Source organism: Erwinia phyllosphaerae, assembly GCF_019132875.1.
GTDB classification, from domain to species: Bacteria; Pseudomonadota; Gammaproteobacteria; order Enterobacterales; family Enterobacteriaceae; genus Erwinia; species Erwinia phyllosphaerae.
The window spans coordinates 154,265-174,355 of record NZ_JAHSPF010000005.1 but is presented as its reverse complement, the minus strand read 5'-3'; the positions used below and the strand labels follow the sequence as shown (position 1 = coordinate 174,355).

Annotated in this window: 19 protein-coding genes; 8 read left to right on the top strand and 11 right to left on the bottom strand. The window is 54.4% G+C overall.

All coding sequences use genetic code 11. The features are described from left to right. Window positions 1-33: 33 nt before the first annotated feature. Together glnE and KUE00_RS10985 are read right to left on the bottom strand one after the other, a co-directional pair. The gene (glnE, locus tag KUE00_RS10990; protein ID WP_246759916.1) at window positions 34-2,859 is read right to left on the bottom strand and encodes a bifunctional [glutamate--ammonia ligase]-adenylyl-L-tyrosine phosphorylase/[glutamate--ammonia-ligase] adenylyltransferase; all 2,826 of its coding nucleotides are present in this window, start codon (window positions 2,857-2,859) and stop codon (window positions 34-36) included. A 34-nt stretch (window positions 2,860-2,893) separates the two neighbouring features. Then, window positions 2,894-4,195 carry a CYTH domain-containing protein gene (locus KUE00_RS10985; protein ID WP_246759915.1) on the bottom strand — a complete coding sequence of 434 codons (1,302 nt, stop codon included), beginning with the start codon at window positions 4,193-4,195 and terminating at the stop codon, window positions 2,894-2,896. Window positions 4,196-4,480: 285 nt separating this feature from the next. Here KUE00_RS10985 and KUE00_RS10980 point away from each other — a divergent pair, with 285 nt between their 5' ends. Both KUE00_RS10980 and KUE00_RS10975 read left to right on the top strand, forming a co-directional pair. Further along, window positions 4,481-5,101 (top strand): TIGR04211 family SH3 domain-containing protein, encoded by a 621-nt coding sequence (locus KUE00_RS10980; protein WP_246759914.1) that lies wholly within the window; start codon window positions 4,481-4,483, stop codon window positions 5,099-5,101. A gap of 123 nt (window positions 5,102-5,224) precedes the next feature. Beyond that, window positions 5,225-6,451 (top strand): multifunctional CCA addition/repair protein, encoded by a 1,227-nt coding sequence (locus tag KUE00_RS10975; RefSeq protein ID WP_246759913.1) that lies wholly within the window; start codon window positions 5,225-5,227, stop codon window positions 6,449-6,451. A gap of 31 nt (window positions 6,452-6,482) precedes the next feature. Here the strand turns inward: KUE00_RS10975 and bacA are convergent, their stop codons facing one another. Together bacA and folB are read right to left on the bottom strand one after the other, a co-directional pair. After that, a complete protein-coding gene (gene bacA / locus KUE00_RS10970) occupies window positions 6,483-7,301 on the bottom strand; it encodes an undecaprenyl-diphosphate phosphatase (RefSeq protein WP_246759912.1) in 819 nt (272 codons plus the stop codon). A gap of 144 nt (window positions 7,302-7,445) precedes the next feature. Beyond that, a complete protein-coding gene (folB, locus tag KUE00_RS10965; protein WP_246759911.1) occupies window positions 7,446-7,805 on the bottom strand; it encodes a bifunctional dihydroneopterin aldolase/7,8-dihydroneopterin epimerase in 360 nt (119 codons plus the stop codon). Between the two features lie 107 nt (window positions 7,806-7,912). Between folB and plsY the strand changes: the two genes are divergently transcribed. Next, on the top strand, window positions 7,913-8,509 hold the full coding sequence (gene plsY / locus KUE00_RS10960; protein ID WP_246759910.1) for a glycerol-3-phosphate 1-O-acyltransferase PlsY: 597 nt from the start codon (window positions 7,913-7,915) through the stop codon (window positions 8,507-8,509). A 126-nt stretch (window positions 8,510-8,635) separates the two neighbouring features. Next, complete coding sequence (locus tag KUE00_RS10955; protein WP_246759909.1) at window positions 8,636-8,887, top strand: thioredoxin domain-containing protein; 252 nt, start codon at window positions 8,636-8,638, stop codon at window positions 8,885-8,887. Window positions 8,888-9,110: 223 nt separating this feature from the next. On the opposite strand, the gene tsaD is transcribed toward KUE00_RS10955, so the two are convergent. Then, window positions 9,111-10,133, bottom strand: coding sequence for a tRNA (adenosine(37)-N6)-threonylcarbamoyltransferase complex transferase subunit TsaD (tsaD, locus tag KUE00_RS10950; protein ID WP_246759908.1), 1,023 nt, complete (start codon window positions 10,131-10,133; stop codon window positions 9,111-9,113). Between the two features lie 303 nt (window positions 10,134-10,436). Between tsaD and rpsU the strand changes: the two genes are divergently transcribed. The 3 genes from rpsU (at window position 10,437) to rpoD (ending at window position 14,635) form a co-directional block, all read left to right on the top strand. Then, window positions 10,437-10,652: a 30S ribosomal protein S21 gene (gene rpsU, locus KUE00_RS10945; RefSeq protein ID WP_001144069.1), complete on the top strand. Its 216-nt coding sequence runs from the start codon at window positions 10,437-10,439 to the stop codon at window positions 10,650-10,652. A 111-nt stretch (window positions 10,653-10,763) separates the two neighbouring features. Then, entirely contained in the window at window positions 10,764-12,509 is a 1,746-nt protein-coding gene (dnaG, locus tag KUE00_RS10940; RefSeq protein ID WP_246759907.1) for a DNA primase, read from the top strand. 281 nt (window positions 12,510-12,790) lie between these two features. After that, window positions 12,791-14,635, top strand: a complete 1,845-nt coding sequence (gene rpoD, locus KUE00_RS10935; RefSeq protein WP_246759906.1) for an RNA polymerase sigma factor RpoD — start codon at window positions 12,791-12,793, stop codon at window positions 14,633-14,635. A gap of 149 nt (window positions 14,636-14,784) precedes the next feature. Here rpoD and KUE00_RS10930 read toward each other — a convergent pair whose 3' ends face one another. From KUE00_RS10930 to KUE00_RS10910, 5 genes are all read right to left on the bottom strand, one after another. Then, window positions 14,785-14,925 carry a Hok/Gef family protein gene (locus KUE00_RS10930; protein ID WP_281434589.1) on the bottom strand — a complete coding sequence of 47 codons (141 nt, stop codon included), beginning with the start codon at window positions 14,923-14,925 and terminating at the stop codon, window positions 14,785-14,787. Window positions 14,926-15,186: 261 nt separating this feature from the next. Continuing rightward, window positions 15,187-15,711 (bottom strand): G/U mismatch-specific DNA glycosylase, encoded by a 525-nt coding sequence (mug, locus tag KUE00_RS10925; RefSeq protein ID WP_246759904.1) that lies wholly within the window; start codon window positions 15,709-15,711, stop codon window positions 15,187-15,189. A 23-nt stretch (window positions 15,712-15,734) separates the two neighbouring features. Beyond that, on the bottom strand, window positions 15,735-16,634 hold the full coding sequence (locus KUE00_RS10920; RefSeq protein ID WP_246760120.1) for a beta-propeller fold lactonase family protein: 900 nt from the start codon (window positions 16,632-16,634) through the stop codon (window positions 15,735-15,737). 124 nt (window positions 16,635-16,758) lie between these two features. Then, the gene (locus KUE00_RS10915; protein ID WP_246759903.1) at window positions 16,759-17,220 is read right to left on the bottom strand and encodes a heme-degrading domain-containing protein; all 462 of its coding nucleotides are present in this window, start codon (window positions 17,218-17,220) and stop codon (window positions 16,759-16,761) included. Between the two features lie 86 nt (window positions 17,221-17,306). Then, entirely contained in the window at window positions 17,307-18,251 is a 945-nt protein-coding gene (locus KUE00_RS10910; RefSeq protein WP_246759902.1) for a LysR substrate-binding domain-containing protein, read from the bottom strand. A 130-nt stretch (window positions 18,252-18,381) separates the two neighbouring features. Here KUE00_RS10910 and KUE00_RS10905 point away from each other — a divergent pair, with 130 nt between their 5' ends. After that, the gene (locus KUE00_RS10905; protein ID WP_246759901.1) at window positions 18,382-18,771 is read left to right on the top strand and encodes a tautomerase family protein; all 390 of its coding nucleotides are present in this window, start codon (window positions 18,382-18,384) and stop codon (window positions 18,769-18,771) included. 69 nt (window positions 18,772-18,840) lie between these two features. Here KUE00_RS10905 and KUE00_RS10900 read toward each other — a convergent pair whose 3' ends face one another. Continuing rightward, window positions 18,841-19,992, bottom strand: coding sequence for a porin (locus KUE00_RS10900; protein WP_246759900.1), 1,152 nt, complete (start codon window positions 19,990-19,992; stop codon window positions 18,841-18,843). Window positions 19,993-20,091 lie beyond the last annotated feature (99 nt).

Here is a 20,091-nt window from a genome sequence, read left to right as displayed (position 1 = left end):
CACATGGCGGCGATCCCGCACATTGTGCTCCTTTCACGCCTCAAACCAGCGTTGCCAGCTGGCATTTACCACGGCCTGCTCCGCGCTGAACGCCTCTGGCGCGAGCTGGCCCGGCAGCGCCTGTAGCGCTAAATGATGCAGCTCATCGCGAAGCGTCACGTAAGCGCTGGTTAGCGCCTCGGCCTCTTCCTCGCGCATATTGCCATGGTGAGCCAGCAGCGCCAGAATCCGCACGTTATCAGACCAGCGCGTTAGCTCCGGTTCCGCAGCGGCATAGCGTAAGACCAGATATTGCGTAATGAATTCAATATCGGTGATGCCGCCTCGATCCGCTTTGATATCCCACTGTCCTTTTTGCTTGCTGCCAAGGTGGGCGCGCATCTTCTCGCGCATTTCCCGCACCTCCGTTTTCAGCTTTTCCGCCTCGCGAGGCAGGCAAAGAACGCCGCGACGGATAGCGGAAAAACGCTGGCTTAGCGCCGCATCGCCAAAGACGATGCGCGCCCTTACCAGCGCCTGGTGTTCCCAGGTCCAGGCTTCATGACGCTGATAGTCGTCAAACGCGGCAAAGGTACTGACCAGCATGCCCGCCGCGCCGGAAGGACGCAGCCGCGCATCTACCTCGTACAAAATGCCGGATGACGTCCGCGTGCTGAACAGGTGCATAATGCGCTGAGCAAGCCGTAGATAGAACTGGCGGCCGTCAATACTGCGCTCGCCGTCCGTTACCGCTTCTGCGGGACAATCATGTAGAAAAACCAGATCCAGATCCGAACTGTAGCCCAGCTCCCAGCCGCCCAGCTTGCCGTAGCCAATCACGGCAAAGCCCCGCTCCTGCGGATCCTGCAGATGATCGGGACGGCCATAGCGCTGCACCATCATTTGCCAGGTCTGCCGCACCACCTGCTCAATAATGGCTTCAGCCAGCCAGGTCAGATGATCGCTCACCTTCATCACCGGCAGCGTTCCGGCAATGTCGGCAGCGGCAATACGCAGATGCTGCGCCTGCTTAAACTGGCGCAGCGCCTCCAGCTGCTGCTCTTCATCCTCTTCGGGAATACGCAGCAAATACTGCCGCAGCTCATCGCGATAGGCGTCCGTGGCCGTGGGCTGATACAGCGTTGCCGGATCAAGCAGTTCGTCCAGCAAGAGCGGATAACGCGCCAGCTGGCTGGCCACCATCGGCGAAGCCGCACACAGGCGAATCAGGTGCTTGAGCGCGCCGGGATACTCCGTCAGCAGTTCAAGATAGGTCGAGCGCGTGACCACGCCCAGCAGCAGCGGCGTCAGACGGCTGAGCGTGACGTCCGCATCGGGTCGCGGGCAAACCTCGCCCAGCAGTCTGGGCATCAGCTGATCCAGCGCCTGACGACCGCGCGGGCCGATGGTGCGTTTATCCACATCCTGCCGAAACTCGTTAATGACCCGCAGCAGGTGCTGCTGGGCAGAAGCGGCCAGCTGCGGCACCAGCGGAGCCAGCTCCGGCTCTTCCAGCCGGTCCTGCCACAGCACGCCATATTCGTCCGCCTCCTTTCCTTCTGCGATTTCGGGCGCATCGTCGCCGATAAGCTCATCGAAAATCGTGCGTACCGCGGCCATATGCTGCTCCAGCCGCTGATACAGCGCCGACCAGTCGGCTACCCCCATTGCCCACGCCAGGCGAGCACGATTGAGGTCATCCACCGGCAGCGTCTGCGTCTGCTCGTCGTTAATGCTTTGCAAGAGGTTTTCCAGACGGCGCAAATACAGGTAAGCCTCGCGCAGCTGCCGTGCCTGTTCGGTTGGTAACAGATGCAGTGTATCTATAGCCTGTAGCGTCGGCAGAAAGGAGCGCAGCTGTAGCGAGCGCTCACGTCCGCCGCGAATTAGCTGAAATACCTGCACGATAAATTCCGTTTCGCGGATGCCGCCCGCGCCCAGCTTGATGTTGTCGGTCAGGCCACGCCGGCGTACCTCGCGCGCAATCATGCTTTTCATATTGCGCAGCGACTGAATGACGCTGAAATCAATGTAGCGGCGATAGATAAAAGGCCGCAGCATTTGCTCGAGCTCCTGGCTCCAGCGGTCGTCGGCACCGCCCATCAGCCGCGCTTTGACCATCGCATACCTTTCCCAGTCGCGGCCCTGCTCCTGATAGTAATCTTCCAGCGCGGCAAAACTCAGCACCAGCGGCCCGCTGTCGCCAAAAGGACGCAGGCGCATATCGACACGGTAGACGAAGCCGTCGGCGGTTGGCTGATCCAGCACTTTAATCAGCCGCTGCCCCAGCCGGGTAAAAAACTGCGCGTTATCCAGCTCGCGGCGACCGCCCCGGGTAACGCCGTTCTCCGGCCAGGTAAAAATCAGATCGATATCCGAAGAGAAATTCAGCTCGCCGCCGCCCAGCTTGCCCATGCCTAAAATCAGCAGCGGCTGCGGTTCTCCTTTGGCATTAACCGGCGTGCCCATTTCGTTACAGCAGGCCTGCCATAGCCAGTCGCGCGCCGCCACGATCAGTATTTCCGCCAGTACGCTTAACTGCCGTAGCGTCTCTTCGGTGGCGCTTAGCGACAGCGCCTGCATCCAGGCGATACGCGTCAGCATGTGACGGCGGAAAAGGCGTAGCTCGCGCATCAGCTCGGCTTCGGTTTTCACCTGAGCCAGCTCCTGCGCCAGCCAGTCGGCGTAATGCCGCCATTCATCCGGCTGCGGCGTTTTTTCCAGCAGCATTTGCCGCCACTCGGGGTAGCGCGCCAGGTTTTCGCTAATAAAATCGCTGAAGGCTACGGCGGCCTGCAGCGCAGGCTCCGCTTCGTGCCAGTCAGCGTTCAGCTGTCCGGCGAGCAACGGGGGCAACGGCGTTAAGGATAAAGGCGACATAGATAATTCCCTGTGTAGTCGGTCAGCGCTTAAATCAGGCGCTGCCGTTTTTCCAGAAGACCGGCTGTTTCAGCGCCTGCTGGCGATAAGTTTCCAGCCAGGCTTCCTGATGGGTTTTAATGGCGTGGGCCAGCTGTTCCCACAGCTCCAGCCAGGAGGTGACGTCCGCTTCGCTATAAGCCCCGGCCAGCAGACGTGCCGCCAGCAGCTGATGCTGCAAACGGGCCAGCTTGTCCTGATATTCATTTACCTGACGCACCCGACTAAAGGTTTCTTTTAGATCGGCAGAAAGGCGGCCCAGCATGATGTCGCAAAAGCGTTTGAAAGAGCCCTGCAGTTTGCTGTCACTCTTTGCATCCATAAATGAACGCCAGCCGTCGCTTGCTATCCAGTTGGTAAGCGCTAACTGGGTCTGTAGCCAGAGCGGCGTAAAGCAGAGGGTCGGCTGCAGTTTTTCCTGCGAAAGCTTGTCCTGCAGCGCGGCCAGCTGTTGACGTAGCTCGCTGCTTGCTTTGCGCGGCACCAGCGTACCAAACAGAGAAAAGGCCTGACGCAGCGTTTCCAGTGCCTGATGAATTTCCTTCAGCGCTGCCGGGTTTCCGCGCATCCACAGCTCTTCGTGATGCTGCCACTGGCTTAACGCCAGCGTGAAGGCGGCACGCATCCCCTCTTCAACCGTGGCTTTCGGCCTGGTTTTCAGGATAGGCAACGGACGCAGTTCAGCCTGGGTTTGTCCCTGGGCAAGCTGATATCCGCGAGCCGCTTTGCTCAGGCTACCCAGGCGCAACCCGCCCATTTCCGCCAGTTCGGCAGCAAAAGCCAGCAGCTCGGCACGCTCGCCTTTTTTCAGCTCCAGCTCAATTTCGTTAAGCGGCTCGCTAAGCTCGTTTGCCTGCACTTCACCGCGATCCAGAGCAACTTCTATCTCGCTATTCAGGTAAGTAACTACCCACTTTTCACGCACAAAATGGGTGCTGAACAGCGGCTTCAGCTGCGCCTGTAGCGCCTGAAGATCGCAACCTTGCGGCCAGATTTCCGCAGGCAGCTTGTCGATAGCCAGTACCGGTTCCTGTAGCGGAACATTGTATTCCGGACGCTGATGCAGGCCACCGACGGTCTGCCCCGCCGCCTTCAACGTCATTTCATAGCTGTCGCCAAAGCCACGAATACGCAGCCCCATGTCCCAGCGCCGCAGCTGGCGCTCCGGCGTTTCAAAATAGATATTGGTCAATTTTTGCGGTGCGCTATGCAGATTTGGCCAGGCAGCAAGAGAGGTCGGCAGCTTTTCAGCGCTTTCGGGCGTAGCAATGAACTTTAACTCGATTTCTATGGTCATATTTTCTTAATCAGATTAGCGGCACGGTTAACAAAAGCCTGATTATACCTCAGGGTAGTCGGCTTTTATTCGGCACATCGTCGAAAACCGCCCGGATATGGACGAGGCTCAGCCAGATATGACGAAAAGAGTAATGCACAACCCCTCTGGCTGTCCTGACTTTCGTGGCGCTTTGCGCGCTGGCTCGCGACGGACCGAGTCCAGGATAGTTCTCATTTAGCTTTATGCGAGCCATCTCCAGACTGTGCCATTACTTTTTTTCCGCTCTCACAAAAAAGATTCCGAATGAAAAAAACGCATTTTATTGGCCTCACTTTACTGACTTTTAGCGTTGCCGCATCGCTCCACGCCGAAGAAAAACGCTACATTTCCGACGAGCTTTCTACCTGGGTGCGCAGCGGCCCCAGCGACAGCTACCGCCTGACCGGCACGCTCAACGCGGGCGAAGAAGTGACGCTGGTGCAAACCAATAATGAAACTCATTATGGACAGATTCGCGATGCCAGCGGACATACTTCCTGGATCCCGCTGGCACAGTTAAGCCAGCAGCCAAGCCTGCGTACTCGCGTGCCGCAGCTGGAACAGCAGGTCAAAGATCTGACCGATAAGCTGGCGAATATCGACGGCAGCTGGAATCAGCGTACGGCAGAGATGCAAAAGAAAGTAGCGGGTAGCGATAACGCGATTAACGGCCTGAAAGCAGAAAATCAAAAGCTTAGAAACGAGCTGATCGTTGCGCAGAAGAAGGTGAATGCCGCTAACGTGCAGCTGGACGATAAGCAGCGCACCATTATTATGCAGTGGTTTATGTATGGTGGCGGCGTTGCTGGTATCGGCCTGTTGCTGGGCCTGCTGCTGCCGCACATGATCCCCAGCAGAAAGAAAAAAGATCGCTGGATGAACTAGGTGTTTCTGACACTTTTTGCTGCCCTTTTGCGCTTCAGCTCTCAGGCAAGGCTCTGCACAACGGTGGGAGAGGCTCTACACTTCACGTATGATGCCTGAAAATTTTACGTCCGGGAGTAAGTAGTGAAGAGTTACCTTGTCGGTGGCGCGGTACGCGACGCACTGTTAAATTTGCCGGTCAAAGACAAAGATTGGGTCGTGACCGGCGCGTCACCTGCCGAGATGCTAGCGCTTGGTTATCAACAGGTTGGCCGTGATTTCCCGGTCTTCCTGCATCCTGAGACGCAGCAGGAATACGCGCTGGCACGTACCGAGCGTAAAAACGGTAGCGGCTATACCGGCTTTGTCTGCTATGCCGCACCGGACGTGACGCTGGAGCAGGATTTGCAGCGTCGCGATCTGACTATTAACGCTATCGCCTGCGATGAAGACGGGCGCTATTACGATCCCTACGGCGGCCGGGCTGATATAGAACAGCGCCAGCTGCGTCACGTTTCCGATGCTTTTAAAGAAGATCCGCTGCGCGTCCTGCGCGTGGCGCGCTTTGCCGCGCGTTTTGCCCATCTTGGTTTTAAGATTGCGGATAAGACAATGGCGCTGATGCGCGAGATGGCGGCCAGCGGCGAACTGGATGAGCTAACGCCGGAACGCGTCTGGAAAGAGACGGAAAAGGCGCTGGAAACGCCCGATCCCCAGGTCTATTTTCAGACGTTACGGGACTGCGGCGCGCTGGCGGTACTCTTTCCTGAACTGGACAACCTTTATGGCGTGCCCGCTCCGGCTAAATGGCATCCGGAAATTGATACCGGCGTGCATACGCTGATGACGCTGGCGATTGCGGCACAGTTAAGCGACGAGGTAGATGTTCGTTTCGCTACGCTGTTTCACGACGTTGGCAAAGCGTTAACGCCACAGGAAAAATGGCCAAGCCATCACGGTCACGGTCTGGCTGGCGTTCCGCTGGTAGAACAACTTTGCCAGCGGCTGCGCGTACCGAATAACGTGCGCGACCTGGCGCTGCTGGTAACGGAATTTCACGATCTGGTGCATACCGTAGAACGGCAAAGTCCGGAAGCGCTGATCGGCCTTTTCGATCGTATTGATGCATGGCGCAAGCCGCACCGCGTCGAGCAGATTGCCTTGACCAGCGAGGCTGACGCGCGTGGCCGCACAGGTTTTGAAAACAATGCCTATCCGCAGGGCGATTACTTACGCCAGGCGTTTGAAGTTGTGCAGAACGTCTCAACAAAAGAGGTGGTGGCCGCAGGCTTTAAGGGTATTGAAGTCAGGGAAGAGTTAACGCGAAGACGTATTGCAGCGCTACAAAAGTGGCAGGAACAGCAGCGTTAAAAGGAAGCCGGACCAAAGTCCGGCTTTTTTTCTACACAAAAATCATGTACACCGCTGCCGCAATAATAAAGCGGTAGATGGCGAAAGGAACAAAAGAGATACGCTGAATAAGCTTCAGGAACACTTTGATAGCAATAAGCGCCACGACAAAAGCCGTCAGGAAACCAACGGCGAACATTGGCATATCGGCCATGGTCAAAAAGCCCATGCTTTTATAGAGATCCAGCACCGTCGCGCCCATCATCATCGGTACGGCCAGAATGAAGGAAAACTCGGAAGCCGCATAACGACTGACGCCCATCAGCATCCCGCCGGAAATGGTCGCACCGGAACGAGAAAAGCCCGGCCACAGCGCCAGACACTGGAAACAGCCAATGATAAAGGCCTGACGATAAGTCATATCATCAATCCCTACCGCTTTCGGCTGTTTTGGCTTCAGGTACTCTGCCGCCAGTAACAGCAGGCCGCCGACGACCAGCGCATACATCACATTGATGGGGTTAAAGAGCGTTTTAATTTTATCGTGGAAAATCAGCCCGATGACAACAGCCGGAACCATGCCCAGCAGGATATGAATCAGCGTCAGATGGCCTTTGCCTGTGCCTTCGTGAGGCACCTTGCCGAAATGAATACCGATTAGACCAAACAGACGACGCCAGAACATGACCACCACGGCCAGGATGGAACCCAGCTGGATAACCACTTCAAAAGTATCTGCTTTATCACCTTCAAAGCCTAACAGATGACCGACAATGATCATGTGCCCGGTGGAAGAAACAGGGAGAAACTCCGTTAACCCCTCAACAATCCCAAGGATTGCTGCCACCCATAGCTGATGAATATCTGCCATCAAATCTACCCCTATCCGTATAAAAGCCATTAAAAAGGCGGTCGCTTAACGCCACCGCCAAAATTGCGCCCGCTGCAAAGCAGGCCAATCATCAAGACCTCAATAATGTGATTTGGTTTCATCGTGATGGCAATCACCTTGCTGTTATTTCGGAATAGTCCCCCGCTCGATAATTACGCCAACCTGCAACGCCTGTGCCACTGCGCCAGGCTTGCTTAGCTTAATGCGAACCCATGGAGAGCTGAAACGGGTCAGTAGCAGCGTGGCAACCTCTTCTGCTACTCGTTCAACTAACGCAAAACGACCGCCGGCCACGTGCGCAATTATCGCTTCAGAGACGTCGGCGTAGCTCAGGCAGTCATTCACATCGTCGCTGGCCGCCGCCTTGCGGTTGTCCCAGGCCATTTCGACATCGAACACCAGCTTCTGCGAAATGGTCTGTTCCCAGTCATAAACGCCAATGGTGGTGATGACCGACAGCTGTTCAATAAATACAATATCCATGATACGAGTCTCTGTTTTTGTGGTTGCCGGATACCACTTCCGACGGTTTATGCGTATTATCCACGGATGACGAGAACAAAACGACCCCCTGAAGACGGAACGGTGTTATGAGTGTATTCGCGCTTGGTATGATTATTTTCGCGTATCTGTGCGGCTCCATTTCCAGCGCGATTCTGGTTTGCCGACTGTTCAGACTACCCGATCCGCGTCAAAATGGTTCCGGCAATCCTGGTGCCACCAACGTGCTGCGCATCGGCGGCAAAGTGCCGGCGCTGGCCGTACTGCTGTTCGATATTTTGAAAGGTATGCTGCCGGTGTGGCTGGCTTACCACTATGGACTTTCCCCCTTCTGGCTTGGCCTGACCGCTATTGCCGCCTGCCTGGGGCATATCTATCCGGTCTTTTTTCAGTTCAAAGGCGGTAAAGGCGTGGCGACGGCATTTGGTGCTATCGCGCCGATTGGCTGGGACCTGACCGGACTGATGACCGGCACCTGGCTGCTGACCGTGTTGCTAAGCGGTTATTCTTCCTTAGGCGCTATTATCAGCGCACTGATTGCGCCTTTTTATGTGTGGTGGTTTAAGCCACAGCTGACCTTTCCGGTGGCGATGCTATCGTGCCTGGTTCTGTTGCGTCATCACGACAATATCCAGCGTTTGTGGCGCGGTCAGGAAACAAAAATCTGGAAGAAAAAACGCAAATAAATTCCAATAACTTACTGTTTTATATCGTTATTTTTCATTGCAAATTCCGGCACGGTTCAATAGGATTGCAAAACCCACTCAGCAGATGTGGGTTTATGTAAAAACGTTAATTACAAGGAATATGTAATGAAAAATTTAACACAGCAAGAAGTAGAACTGGTTAGCGGTGCTGCCACTATCGATAGTAATGGTAACATTGGTTATGAGCCCGCTATTATTTCTCCAGGTACCATTTTTCCGGGCTCTGTCTGGGACATTATTAATATTGATTGTACCTTTGATCCTCGGGACATTATTAATACTGTTTCTACCTTGGTTCCTCGTGACCTTTTAAACACGAGCAACATTGTTTCTGGCTGTACTAATAATATCTTATAGAACTTAAAGAGCTTACTGCACTACTAAAAGCGCCCGCTCTCACCAGCGGTTAGAAGATGCCGGGTAGCTGATAATCTGAATCGGAGATTGTTTTTTTGTCCGGGCCAGGCAGAAACACCGGCTCAGCGCAGGGGGAAACTCTGGCGACTGGCTGAACAGCCTGTCGGACAAGGAATCAGTCATCTGTTTTGCGCCATTGCCTGACGGCAATGGCGCTTTTACATCAGTCGGCCTGCAACGGCGACAGTTCAGCAAGCGGCCAGCGCGGGCGCACGCTGACGCTCAAATCGCCGCTGGTGCCCCCTTTTAGTCTGACCATCCCCGCATAGGCGATCATCGCCCCGTTATCGGTACAGAATTCCGGCCTGGCGTAAAACACTTCTCCGCCGCGCGCGCGCATCACATCAGCCATTCTGGCACGTAGCGTACGGTTAGCGCTGACGCCGCCCGCAATCACCAGCCGCGAAAAACCCGTCTGTTCCAGCGCGCGTTTGCATTTGATAATTAACGTATCGACAACCGCATCTTCAAATGCCCGCGCTACGTCGGCGCGCGTCTGATCGTCATTGGCATTCTCACGGATAGTGTTAGCCGCATAGGTTTTCAGTCCGGAAAAACTGAAGTCCAGGCCAGGCCTGTCGGTCATTGGCCGTGGGAAAACAAAGCGTTTTTCAACGCCCTGCTGCGCCATTTTTGACAACATTGGTCCACCGGGATAATCCAGCCCCAGCAGCTTGGCCGTTTTGTCGAACGCCTCGCCCGCCGCATCGTCAACGGATTCGCCAAGCAGCGTGTATTCACCTACGCCGGTGACGCCGATCAGCTGCGTATGCCCGCCAGATACCAATAGCGCGACAAAAGGAAACGCAGGCGGATTCTCTTCCAGCATGGGTGCCAGCAGATGCCCTTCCATATGGTGTACCGGCACCGCCGGCACGTTCCAGGCAAAAGCCAGCGAGCGGCCAATCGTCGCCCCTACCAGCAGCGCGCCCACAAGGCCAGGGCCTGCGGTATAGGCAACCGCATCAATATCTTGTGCCTGTAGTCCAGCCTCTTGCAAAGCAGCCTGAATTAACGGCACGGTTTTACGCACGTGATCGCGCGAAGCCAGCTCCGGCACCACGCCACCGTAGTCGGCATGGAGTTTGACCTGGCTATAAAGTTGGTTAGCGAGCAAGCCGGCTTTATCGTCGTAGATGGCGATACCGGTTTCATCGCAGGAAGTTTCTATTCCGAGCACACGCATGGCATTTACCTCATTCTTGCGGCGCGCAGTGTAGCATGAAGCCACTCTCCGCTGCGGCAATTTTCCGCGCTATCAGGATGACGTACTGAACTATAAGAAGAAAATTTCATCGCCTCGCTCCGCTGACTGGTGTATAATCATCGCCCTGAAAAAACCGGCAGCCGCACAGGCGCATCTGTTGGTGAGACATTATGCTATGGTGCTTTACAACGCAGCCTGTGTTGGAGTAAAATTCCGCACCATTTTGAAACAAGCTGGCACCGACGTCAGCAGCAAAACCGAATTTATCGAGGTGAGAGTTACATGCCGGTAATTAAAGTACGTGAAAACGAGCCATTTGACGTAGCACTGCGTCGCTTCAAGCGTTCTTGCGAGAAAGCAGGCGTTCTGGCTGAGGTTCGTCGTCGTGAGTTTTATGAAAAACCTACTACCGAACGTAAGCGCGCTAAAGCGTCTGCCGTAAAACGCCACGCGAAGAAACTGGCTCGCGAAAACGCACGCCGCACTCGTCTGTACTAATATTTGAGGGCTTGCCCTCAGGCTTCACAGACAAGTAGTAGTACACAAGGCCGTGCTTTCCGAAAGGAATGCGCGGCTTGTTCTCGTTTATGAGCTGATAAACCGGGGCTTATGGCTGGACGAATTCCACGCGTATTTATCAATGACTTGCTGGCCCGCACGGACATCGTGGATCTTATCGATGCGCGCGTAAAGCTAAAAAAGCAGGGTAAGAACTACCACGCGTGTTGTCCCTTCCATAATGAAAAAACCCCCTCTTTCACCGTCAACGGTGAAAAACAGTTTTACCACTGCTTCGGCTGTGGCGCACACGGCAACGCCATCGATTTTTTGATGAATTACGATCGGCTTGAGTTTGTCGAAAGCATTGAAGAGCTGGCCACCCTGTACGGTCTGGAAGTGCCCTATGAAAGCGGCACCGGCCCAAGCCAGCTTGAGCGGCATCAGCGTCAGAGCCTTTATCAGCTGATGAGTGGCCTGAACGATTTTTATCAGCAGTCGCTTTCTCAAAGCCAGGCGGCAGGCGCGCGAGACTATCTTGCGCAGCGGGGCCTGAGCGATGAGGTTATCCGGCATTTTTCCATCGGCTTTGCGCCTGCGGGCTGGGACAACGCGCTCAAACGTTTTGGCCGTAACCCGGACGACCGCCAGTCGCTGACGGATGCCGGCATGCTGGTAACCAACGATCAGGGACGCAGTTACGACCGCTTTCGCGAACGGATCATGTTTCCGATTCACGACAAGCGTGGACGGGTAACAGGTTTTGGCGGACGCGTTATTGGCGATGCCCTGCCGAAATACCTGAACTCGCCGGAAACCGAAATTTTCCATAAAGGCCGCCAGCTGTATGGCCTTTATGAGGCACAAAAGAAACATCCTGAACCCGCAAAGCTGTTAGTGGTTGAAGGCTACATGGACGTGGTAGCACTGGCGCAGTTCGGCATCGACTATGCCGTCGCGTCATTGGGCACTTCCACTACGCCTGAGCATATTCAACTGCTTTTTCGCACCACCGATACGGTGATTTGCTGCTACGACGGTGACAGAGCGGGCCGGGAAGCGGCATGGCGCGCGCTGGAAACCGCATTGCCTTACATGAATGACGGTCGTCAGCTACGCTTTATGTTTCTGCCGGATGGTGAAGATCCCGATACGCTGGTGCGTAAAGAGGGCAAAGAGACGTTTGAAACGCGGATGGAGCAGGCGATGCCGCTCTCCGCTTTTCTGTTCGATACGCTGCTGCCGCAGGTTAATTTGAGCACGCCCGACGGCAGAGCGCAGCTTAGTACGCTGGCTTTGCCGCTGATTAGCCAGGTGCCCGGTGAAACGCTGCGCATCTATCTGCGTCAGGAATTGGGTAATAAACTGGGCATTCTGGACGATAGCCAGCTGGAAAAACTGCTGCCGAAACAGAGCGAAGGCTCGAAGGTGCCTAAGCAGCCCCAGCTAAAACGCACAACCATGCGTATACTGATTGGATTGCTGATTCAAAATCCGGAGCTGGCGACGATAGTGCCTTCGCTGGAAGGACTGGACAACTCGGCGCTTCCGGGCTTTTCGCTATTTGTCGAGCTGGTCAGCACCTGCGTGGCGCATCCTGGCTTGACCACCGGTCAGCTACTAGAGTTATATCGCGGCACAAAATTTAGCCAGAGCCTTGAAACGCTGGCAACGTGGAACCACATGATAGTTGAGGATGAAGTGGAAACCATGTTTAAGGACTCGCTGGCCAGCATGTACGACGCGGCGCTGGAGCGCAGGCTTGAAGAGCTTATCGCGCGTGACCGCACCCACGGATTAAATGCCGGGGAGCGGCGGGAATTCTGGACGCTGAGCCAGGCCTTGAAAAAACAGTAATTAAGCAGCGGCGAAGAATGAGTTGTACAACATTTTGAAGCGTATATCGTCGTTGCTACTTTGAGCGCTCTGTTCCGGCTGATAAGGAATGCGGGCGCGGCTAGAAGAAACCGCTTCACACAGAATATCCGCGGCTTAAGTGCCGATTATCCGCCAGGTCGAGCCTGGCAGCCGCCACGATGGGCAGCGGCAATAATCCAACGCCCTCACTGTTATTGTTGGCTGCTTAAGCTTAGCCGACCAACACCAATCTAATTTAACAGAAGTGTGGATACCGTCTTATGGAGCAAAACCCGCAGTCACAGCTGAAGCTGCTTGTCACCCGTGGTAAGGAGCAAGGCTATCTGACCTATGCCGAGGTCAATGACCATCTGCCGGAAGATATCGTCGACTCCGATCAGATCGAAGACATCATCCAGATGATCAACGACATGGGCATTCAGGTTGTGGAAGAAGCGCCTGATGCCGACGATCTGATGCTGAACGAAAACAGCAGCGACACGGACGAAGATGCTGCCGAAGCGGCTGCTCAGGTGCTCTCCAGCGTTGAATCCGAGATCGGACGTACCACCGACCCGGTGCGCATGTACATGCGCGAAATGGGTACCGTTGAACTGCTGACGCGCGAAGGCGAAATCGACATCGCGAAGCGCATCGAAGACGGTATCAACCAGGTTCAGTGTTCCGTTGCCGAATATCCTGAAGCCATCACCTATTTGCTGGAGCAGTACGATCGCGTTGAAGCGGGCGAGGCTCGCCTTTCCGACATGATCACCGGCTTTGTCGATCCAAACGCGGAAGAGGACATTGCACCTACGGCTACGCACGTAGGCTCTGAACTCTCTGAAGAAGAGCGTGACGACGACGAAGATGAAGACGAAGAGTCTGACGACGACAGCTCTGACGATGACAACAGCATCGATCCAGAACTGGCTCGCGAGAAATTCACCGAGCTGCGCACGCAGTACGAAAAAACGCGTACGGTGATCAAAGCTAAAGGCCGCAGCCATGCTGACGCTATTAGCGAAATCCAGAATCTTTCCGACGTCTTTAAGCAGTTCCGCCTGGTGCCGAAGCAGTTCGACTACCTGGTAAACAACATGCGTACCATGATGGATCGCGTTCGTACTCAGGAACGTATCATCATGAAGCTGTGTGTTGAAATCTGTAAGATGCCGAAAAAGAACTTCATCACGCTGTTTACCGGCAATGAAACCAGCGAAACCTGGTTCAACGCCGCGCTGGCCATGAATAAACCGTGGTCTGAAAAGCTGAAGGACGTAGCGGAAGACGTACAGCGCAGCCTGATGAAGCTGGCGCAGATTGAAGAAGAGACAGGCCTGACCATCGAACAGGTAAAAGATATCAACCGTCGCATGTCTATCGGTGAAGCGAAAGCGCGCCGTGCGAAGAAAGAAATGGTTGAAGCTAACCTGCGTCTGGTTATCTCTATTGCTAAAAAGTATACCAACCGTGGCCTGCAGTTCCTGGATCTGATTCAGGAAGGCAACATCGGTCTGATGAAAGCCGTTGATAAGTTTGAATATCGCCGTGGCTATAAGTTCTCTACTTATGCGACCTGGTGGATCCGTCAGGCTATCACCCGCTCTATCGCTGATCAGGCGCGCACCATCCGTATTCCGGTGCATATGATTGAGACGATCAACAAGCTCAACCGTATTTCCCGCCAGATGCTGCAGGAGATGGGCCGCGAGCCAACGCCGGAAGAGCTGGCAGAGCGTATGCTGATGCCGGAAGACAAAATCCGCAAGGTGCTGAAAATCGCTAAAGAGCCAATCTCCATGGAGACGCCGATTGGTGATGATGAAGATTCGCATCTGGGCGACTTCATTGAAGATACCACGCTGGAGCTGCCGCTGGATTCTGCTACCTCTGAGAGCCTGCGTTCCGCGACGCACGACGTGTTGGCCGGGCTGACCGCTCGCGAAGCAAAAGTCCTGCGCATGCGTTTTGGTATCGATATGAACACCGATCATACGCTGGAAGAAGTGGGCAAACAGTTCGACGTTACCCGCGAGCGTATTCGTCAGATTGAAGCGAAGGCACTGCGCAAGCTGCGTCATCCAAGCCGCTCTGAAGTGCTGCGCAGCTTCCTGGACGATTAATTATCCGGCTGCGTAATAAGCCCCGGCCTGTGCCGGGGCTTTTTTTTGCCTGTTGCCTGCCTGCTGACATCAACAGTTGAACCTGGAAAGGGTGCTCCCGGATCACATCAACAATGCGCTGGCGAACAACCTGTCCGCCAGCGGTTGCCTTACCTTGCGGGTTCGCAGGCTAAGCTGGCTACAATCTCTGTGCCGCCCTGTTTAACGTGCAGTTCACACAGCGAACCGCGTGTAAGCCAGACAAGGGTAATTACCGTTATGCAGACCATCGTTAAACAGAAAACGAACATTTTTTGTGCCATCACTGGCCTCCTTTTCCATTGCTTTTCAGCGGGTAAAAGGCTACCTTTACATTGTGGGATGTAAGAGGTGCCTCACTTTGACTTGCGTCAGGTGGGGCTTTTCTCTTTCTGTCCCGGTTACCCAGGACAAAAAGATCCTGAGCACCCGTCGCGCAGTGTAGCGCACTTCATCGTCAGTTCCCGCAGCAATTTACTAAACCCAGAGCTGGACCTGATTTCTGTGCAACAGCCATGAAACTGCGCATCAGATCAGCGATCTGCCGCCAGTAATGCCCGGTTTAGTTCCTGATAAGCGGCGGTCAGCTCATCCTGCGAAGCACGATTCAAACCGCTGGGATTAGGTAATACCCAGATTTCCGTCTTGCCGAGGGTTTGCGGCTGCTTGCCCCACTCTACCTTCCCCGCCCTGAACGCCTGTTTATAGGCTTGCTTACCCAGCACCGCGAGCGCATCAGGCTGATAGCGCAGGATCTTCTCCTCCAGCAGTTTGCCGCCGTCGCGTAGCTCCGTTGCCGTAAGCTCCGAAGCCTCTTTGGTCGCCCTTTCTACCAGCATGGTAATCCCGCAGCGCGTGACCAATAGCTCGCGTTCTTCTTCCGGCTTGAGCTGCCTGGCCGTAAATCCGGCCTGCCAGATTGTTTTCCAGAAACGGTTTCCTGCATAGGCAAAATGAAAACCGGTATGGGCCGAAGATTTTCCGGGATTAATGCCGCAGAAAATCACTCTGAGTCCGGGCGCGATAATGTCATCAATCCCGTGTTCCTTGTGTTCCACTCTTATTTCTCCAGGCTTTGCCATCAGGGAATAGCAAAATAGCTCAGCACTTCGCAGCCTCGGCCAACGGCAGGCGTAGCGATAACGTTCAGCGTGGCGATATCAATTACGCTTAGCGTGCCGTCGTCCTCGTTGGCGATAAGCAGCGTCTGGTTGTCCGGGCTAAAACAGCCGTCCATCGGCTTATTCCCTACTTTAATCTGACCGAGCGGATTAAGCTCGCCGTCAAAAAGGCTGATAACCGGCTCCTCGTCACCAATAACCACCAGCAGCGAGCCATCCTCGCTAAAGCGAACCAGCTGGGAAGATTTTTTATGGCCCGGCAGCGGCAGGGTTTTCACCAGGCGATGCTCATTACTGTCCAACACGTGTAGCCCCGGCTTCTCGCCGTCCGTCGCTACAATAAATGCGCTAATCGGCGAAGCGGCTATCCCGCTGATGGTGCCGGGCATAGCGATAGTGTCGATGACTTTGCCGTTGCCGCCAGAGAGTTCCACTACCGTTACGGAGGCATCCTCTTCGTTATCGGTAAACAGCTTACGGCCGGAAGGCAGAATCGCTAATCGGTGTGTATTGTGTGAAGGCACGGCAATTTTGTTAATAATGGTGTCGCTATTGGGATCGATAACCAGAATCGTGGCGCTGTTTTCGCAGCATTGATACACATAGCCATCGTGCCCCAACCGCGCGGTATGCGGAGATTCAAGCGGGCTGACATCGATAAATCCCTGCACCTGACGCTGTAGCAGATCGATCACCGCAATTTTATGGCCAGGATGAGGATTGTCGCCATGAATACCGTCGCCGAAGATAGGTACATAGGCCTTATGCTGCTGCGGCAGGATCAGCAGCTCATGCGGGCGCGGCGGAAAAGCGTTCAGCTCCCTCTCGACGGCAAAGGTTTCAGGATTAAGAAACAGCATGTTGCTGCCCTGCTTATCGACAGCAATCAAACCATAGCGATTTTTTAACGTCACGAATCTCTCCTTTAATGAAGTAGTTACCTTAAAGGTAGTCCACGACGTTGCCACGCTGCTGAAGGAAAGGTTACAAAATTTGCTGAATGCCCCACATTGCCAGCGCGTGATCTTCATGGGAGGGCAAGCCGCTAACGGTGACGGCACCGATGATACCTCCGCTGCTTAGCAGCAGCGGGAAGCTGCCGCCGTGGTCGGAATAGCGCTGGGGATCCATGAAATTCATTTTTTCCATCCGCACGCCATCAGCCTGGTTTTTCTCGCCCGTGTACAAAGAAGAGTGACCGTTACGTAGCGTGGTGTGGCGTTTACGCGCTATCCATTCCAGGTTTTCGGCGCTGGAACCCGCTAATGCGCAGCTGAACAGAACCTGTCCAAAACCATATACCTCGATAGCTATCGGCGCTTTTTCCTGTACCCCACGCTGACGAATCGCCTCACCTACCCGCCAGGCATCTTCAAAGCTAAACCGGGACAGGCGAACGTTTTGTTCCTGCTGCAGCAAAGTTTCCAGATCGGGAATAGTTGACATAATGCACTCTTTTAACAGAACAATAAGATGGACATTAGCCTAATAGATTTTTATATTTCACATAATATAAATATGGAATATAAATTTTATTTGTGAGGAAGATCGCTTTCCTTCTGAGGATTAAAAGCCTCGCGCAGCCAGTGGGTAAAGCTGCTGACGGCACGTGGAACCTGAGCGGCCCATGGACGCACCACGTACAGGTTTTCGGCAAAAGCGCCCAGTGTTTGCCATTGCGGCAAGACCTCAACCAGCTGGCCGCTGTCGATCGCGCTTTGTGCGCTAAAGTCCGGTAACAGCGCGATGCCCAGTCCTTCCAGCGCGGCATCCCTGATTGATTCACTGTTATTGGTAGCAAAAGGGCCGCTAACGTTCACAGACATCTTTTCGCCAGCTGCGGTACGTGAGGTAAACGTCCAGCGCGGCGTTTCTGTCCCTCGCGGGTAGTAAAGACACTGATGCTGGCTTAGCGCCTGCGGGGTTTGCGGCTCGCCATATCTGGCCAGATAGGCAGGCGAAGCGACTACCAGCGCGCGAGTAGCGCACAACGGTAGCGCAACATGCGTTTCAGGAAGCGTATCGCTGTGGCGAATGGCAAGGTCAAATCCTTCGCTGGCCAGCGAAACCAGCCGATCGGAAACCTCAAGCTGAATGCGCACCTGTGGATGCTCGCGCAAGAAAGCCGTGATATGCGGCACCAGCTGCTGACGGCCAAACGCCACCGGCGCGGTGATGCGAATTAAGCCCCGCAGCGGCCCGGAAGCGTCGCGCACGCTAAAAAAGCTCTGTTCTATCTGCGCAAAAGGCGCGCGCAGTTCTTCGACCAGCTTTTCACCCGCGCTGGTCAGCCGCAGACTGCGAGTCGTACGGGTAACCAGCGGAACGCCTGCCTGCTGCTCCAGCTCTTTAATTTTCTGGCTCATGGCGGCCTTGCTGACCTCCAGCCGCTCAGCCGCGCGGGTAAAACTGCCCTGCTCTGCCAGAACGGTCAGCCAGTGCAGATGGATCCATAGTGCGTCAGTTTTAATGTCCATCGCTATTGTTCACTATAGTAAATAATCATTTCAACTATAGCGGTTTTTCTTCGCCGCCGCGCGCCGTAAAGTAGTCGCCAGATTAGCGCGAACATTTTTGGGCTTCACTAGCACGTTAAGGGGAATTGATATGCCGCTACTGCAATTCGACGTTATTCAGGGTCGTTCCGAATCAGAACTTAAAACTATGCTGGATGCCGCCCACCGTGCCGTGCTTAGCGCTTTTAAGGTGCCGGAACGCGATCGCTACCAGATTGTTCACGAAAACAAACCTTATCAAATGGTCTTCGAAGACACCGGCCTGGGGCTAAAGCGCACCGACAATCTGGTGATGGTGCGGGTATTTACCAGCCCGCGCAGCGACGAGCAAAAACAGTTTTTTATGGCGGAACTGTGCCGCGAACTGAAAGAGAGCTGTGGCATTTTGGGCAGCGACGTGATGATAAGTTTTATCACCAACGACAAAGGCGACTGGAGCTTTGGCAACGGCGTCGCGCAGTATGTGACCGGCGAGCTTTAAGGCTGAGAGAAGCGCAGGTTGTTTAGCTGATGGCAGTAGCTCCCCGGCCAGAGCCGGGGAGCAGCACAATCAGAAGTCGTAACGCAGACGAACCAGGTTCAGATCGCCCAGGTTATCGCTGCTTGACGTAAAGACATGCTCATAGTCGACGCGGAAACCGTAGTCGAGCTGGAAGGTAATCCCGACGCCGTTATCAATACGCTGGTAATTGCGGTCGTTGATATATTCCAGGCGGTCGCCCATCACGTAAGGCATAAAGGTTTTCAGGCCGTAATTGCCAACCGGAATGGTATAGCCCGCCATGTATTCGATACCCCAGGCATCTCCCGCAAAGTAGTTATCCACGCTCTTTTTCTTGCTCAGCAGGAAGTTCTGGTAATAGCCGCCGCCGAAAGAGAAGGTCCAGCTATCCGGCTTCCAGCTAAGAGAGGTGCCGTAAATATTCTGGTCCCAGGTTTTCCCCTGATCGGTACCCGGATTGCGCATTTCGGCACGGGTATAGTTCCAGGCCGCGCCCCAGGTCAGCTCTTTGCTCAGGTGATAATCCACGCCCAGCGAGCCGCCGCCCTGACGCTTATAGCGCAGACCATCGCCCGGCAAATATTCATTATCAGCAAACAGGTAAGAAGCCAGCACGTCCGCATCGCCAAAGGTATTTTTATACTTCAGCATTTTACGGGAACGGTAAGATCCATCGTAGTCGCCGTTGATGCCGTTGCCAGGTGCCTGGGCCAGCATGTCATAATCCCAGATATCGGTTTTTGCGCCAACCACATCATAATAAACGCTGTTTTGCTGACCGAAGGTTAATTTACCCCAGGTTTTGCTCTGGAAACCGGTATAAAGCATACGGCGGGTCGTATCATGAGCCTTCGCGGCGTAATGATTATCCCAGTTAAAAATGGCAGGGGCATTCACGCCTACCTCGTAATAACCAACCCAGCTCACGTCATCAAACAGATAATAATCCGCCAGGAAACGGAAACGCGTACCGCCGTCAAAGCCGTTACGTTTATAGGCGTTTTTACCGTCGCTGCCGGTCAGGTTATTAAATTGCGGACGAATACTGCCGCCAACGGTAAAGTTGAGACGGCTTAGCGGATCGCCCGCCTGCGGGTTTTGTTTAATCAATGTTACTTCAGCATGAGCTGCAAAAGAGGCACTGCCGACCACCAGCGCCAGGCCAATAGCCTGACTTAACACGCGCATTTTTGTTAACATTATGTTGCCCTGTAAAACTTTGCCATAGAAAAGAGAACGGGATATTGAAAGAAAAGATCACATAAAGCCGATTTTTTGCGCGATTATAGGCATGAAAGC

What these genes read in the sequence shown, in the direction of transcription:
- glnE (WP_246759916.1), bottom strand. Translation starts at nt 2,859, where the DNA reads ATGTCGCCTTTATCCTTAACGCCGTTGCCCCCGTTGCTCGCCGGACAG.
- KUE00_RS10985 (WP_246759915.1), bottom strand. Translation starts at nt 4,195, where the DNA reads ATGACCATAGAAATCGAGTTAAAGTTCATTGCTACGCCCGAAAGCGCT.
- KUE00_RS10980 (WP_246759914.1), top strand. Translation starts at nt 4,481, where the DNA reads ATGAAAAAAACGCATTTTATTGGCCTCACTTTACTGACTTTTAGCGTT.
- bacA (WP_246759912.1), bottom strand. Translation starts at nt 7,301, where the DNA reads ATGGCAGATATTCATCAGCTATGGGTGGCAGCAATCCTTGGGATTGTT.
- folB (WP_246759911.1), bottom strand. Translation starts at nt 7,805, where the DNA reads ATGGATATTGTATTTATTGAACAGCTGTCGGTCATCACCACCATTGGC.
- plsY (WP_246759910.1), top strand. Translation starts at nt 7,913, where the DNA reads ATGAGTGTATTCGCGCTTGGTATGATTATTTTCGCGTATCTGTGCGGC.
- KUE00_RS10955 (WP_246759909.1), top strand. Translation starts at nt 8,636, where the DNA reads ATGAAAAATTTAACACAGCAAGAAGTAGAACTGGTTAGCGGTGCTGCC.
- tsaD (WP_246759908.1), bottom strand. Translation starts at nt 10,133, where the DNA reads ATGCGTGTGCTCGGAATAGAAACTTCCTGCGATGAAACCGGTATCGCC.
- rpsU (WP_001144069.1), top strand. Translation starts at nt 10,437, where the DNA reads ATGCCGGTAATTAAAGTACGTGAAAACGAGCCATTTGACGTAGCACTG.
- dnaG (WP_246759907.1), top strand. Translation starts at nt 10,764, where the DNA reads ATGGCTGGACGAATTCCACGCGTATTTATCAATGACTTGCTGGCCCGC.
- rpoD (WP_246759906.1), top strand. Translation starts at nt 12,791, where the DNA reads ATGGAGCAAAACCCGCAGTCACAGCTGAAGCTGCTTGTCACCCGTGGT.
- KUE00_RS10930 (WP_281434589.1), bottom strand. Translation starts at nt 14,925, where the DNA reads ATGTTCGTTTTCTGTTTAACGATGGTCTGCATAACGGTAATTACCCTT.
- KUE00_RS10920 (WP_246760120.1), bottom strand. Translation starts at nt 16,634, where the DNA reads ATGCTGTTTCTTAATCCTGAAACCTTTGCCGTCGAGAGGGAGCTGAAC.
- KUE00_RS10915 (WP_246759903.1), bottom strand. Translation starts at nt 17,220, where the DNA reads ATGTCAACTATTCCCGATCTGGAAACTTTGCTGCAGCAGGAACAAAAC.
- KUE00_RS10910 (WP_246759902.1), bottom strand. Translation starts at nt 18,251, where the DNA reads ATGGACATTAAAACTGACGCACTATGGATCCATCTGCACTGGCTGACC.
- KUE00_RS10905 (WP_246759901.1), top strand. Translation starts at nt 18,382, where the DNA reads ATGCCGCTACTGCAATTCGACGTTATTCAGGGTCGTTCCGAATCAGAA.
- KUE00_RS10900 (WP_246759900.1), bottom strand. Translation starts at nt 19,992, where the DNA reads ATGTTAACAAAAATGCGCGTGTTAAGTCAGGCTATTGGCCTGGCGCTG.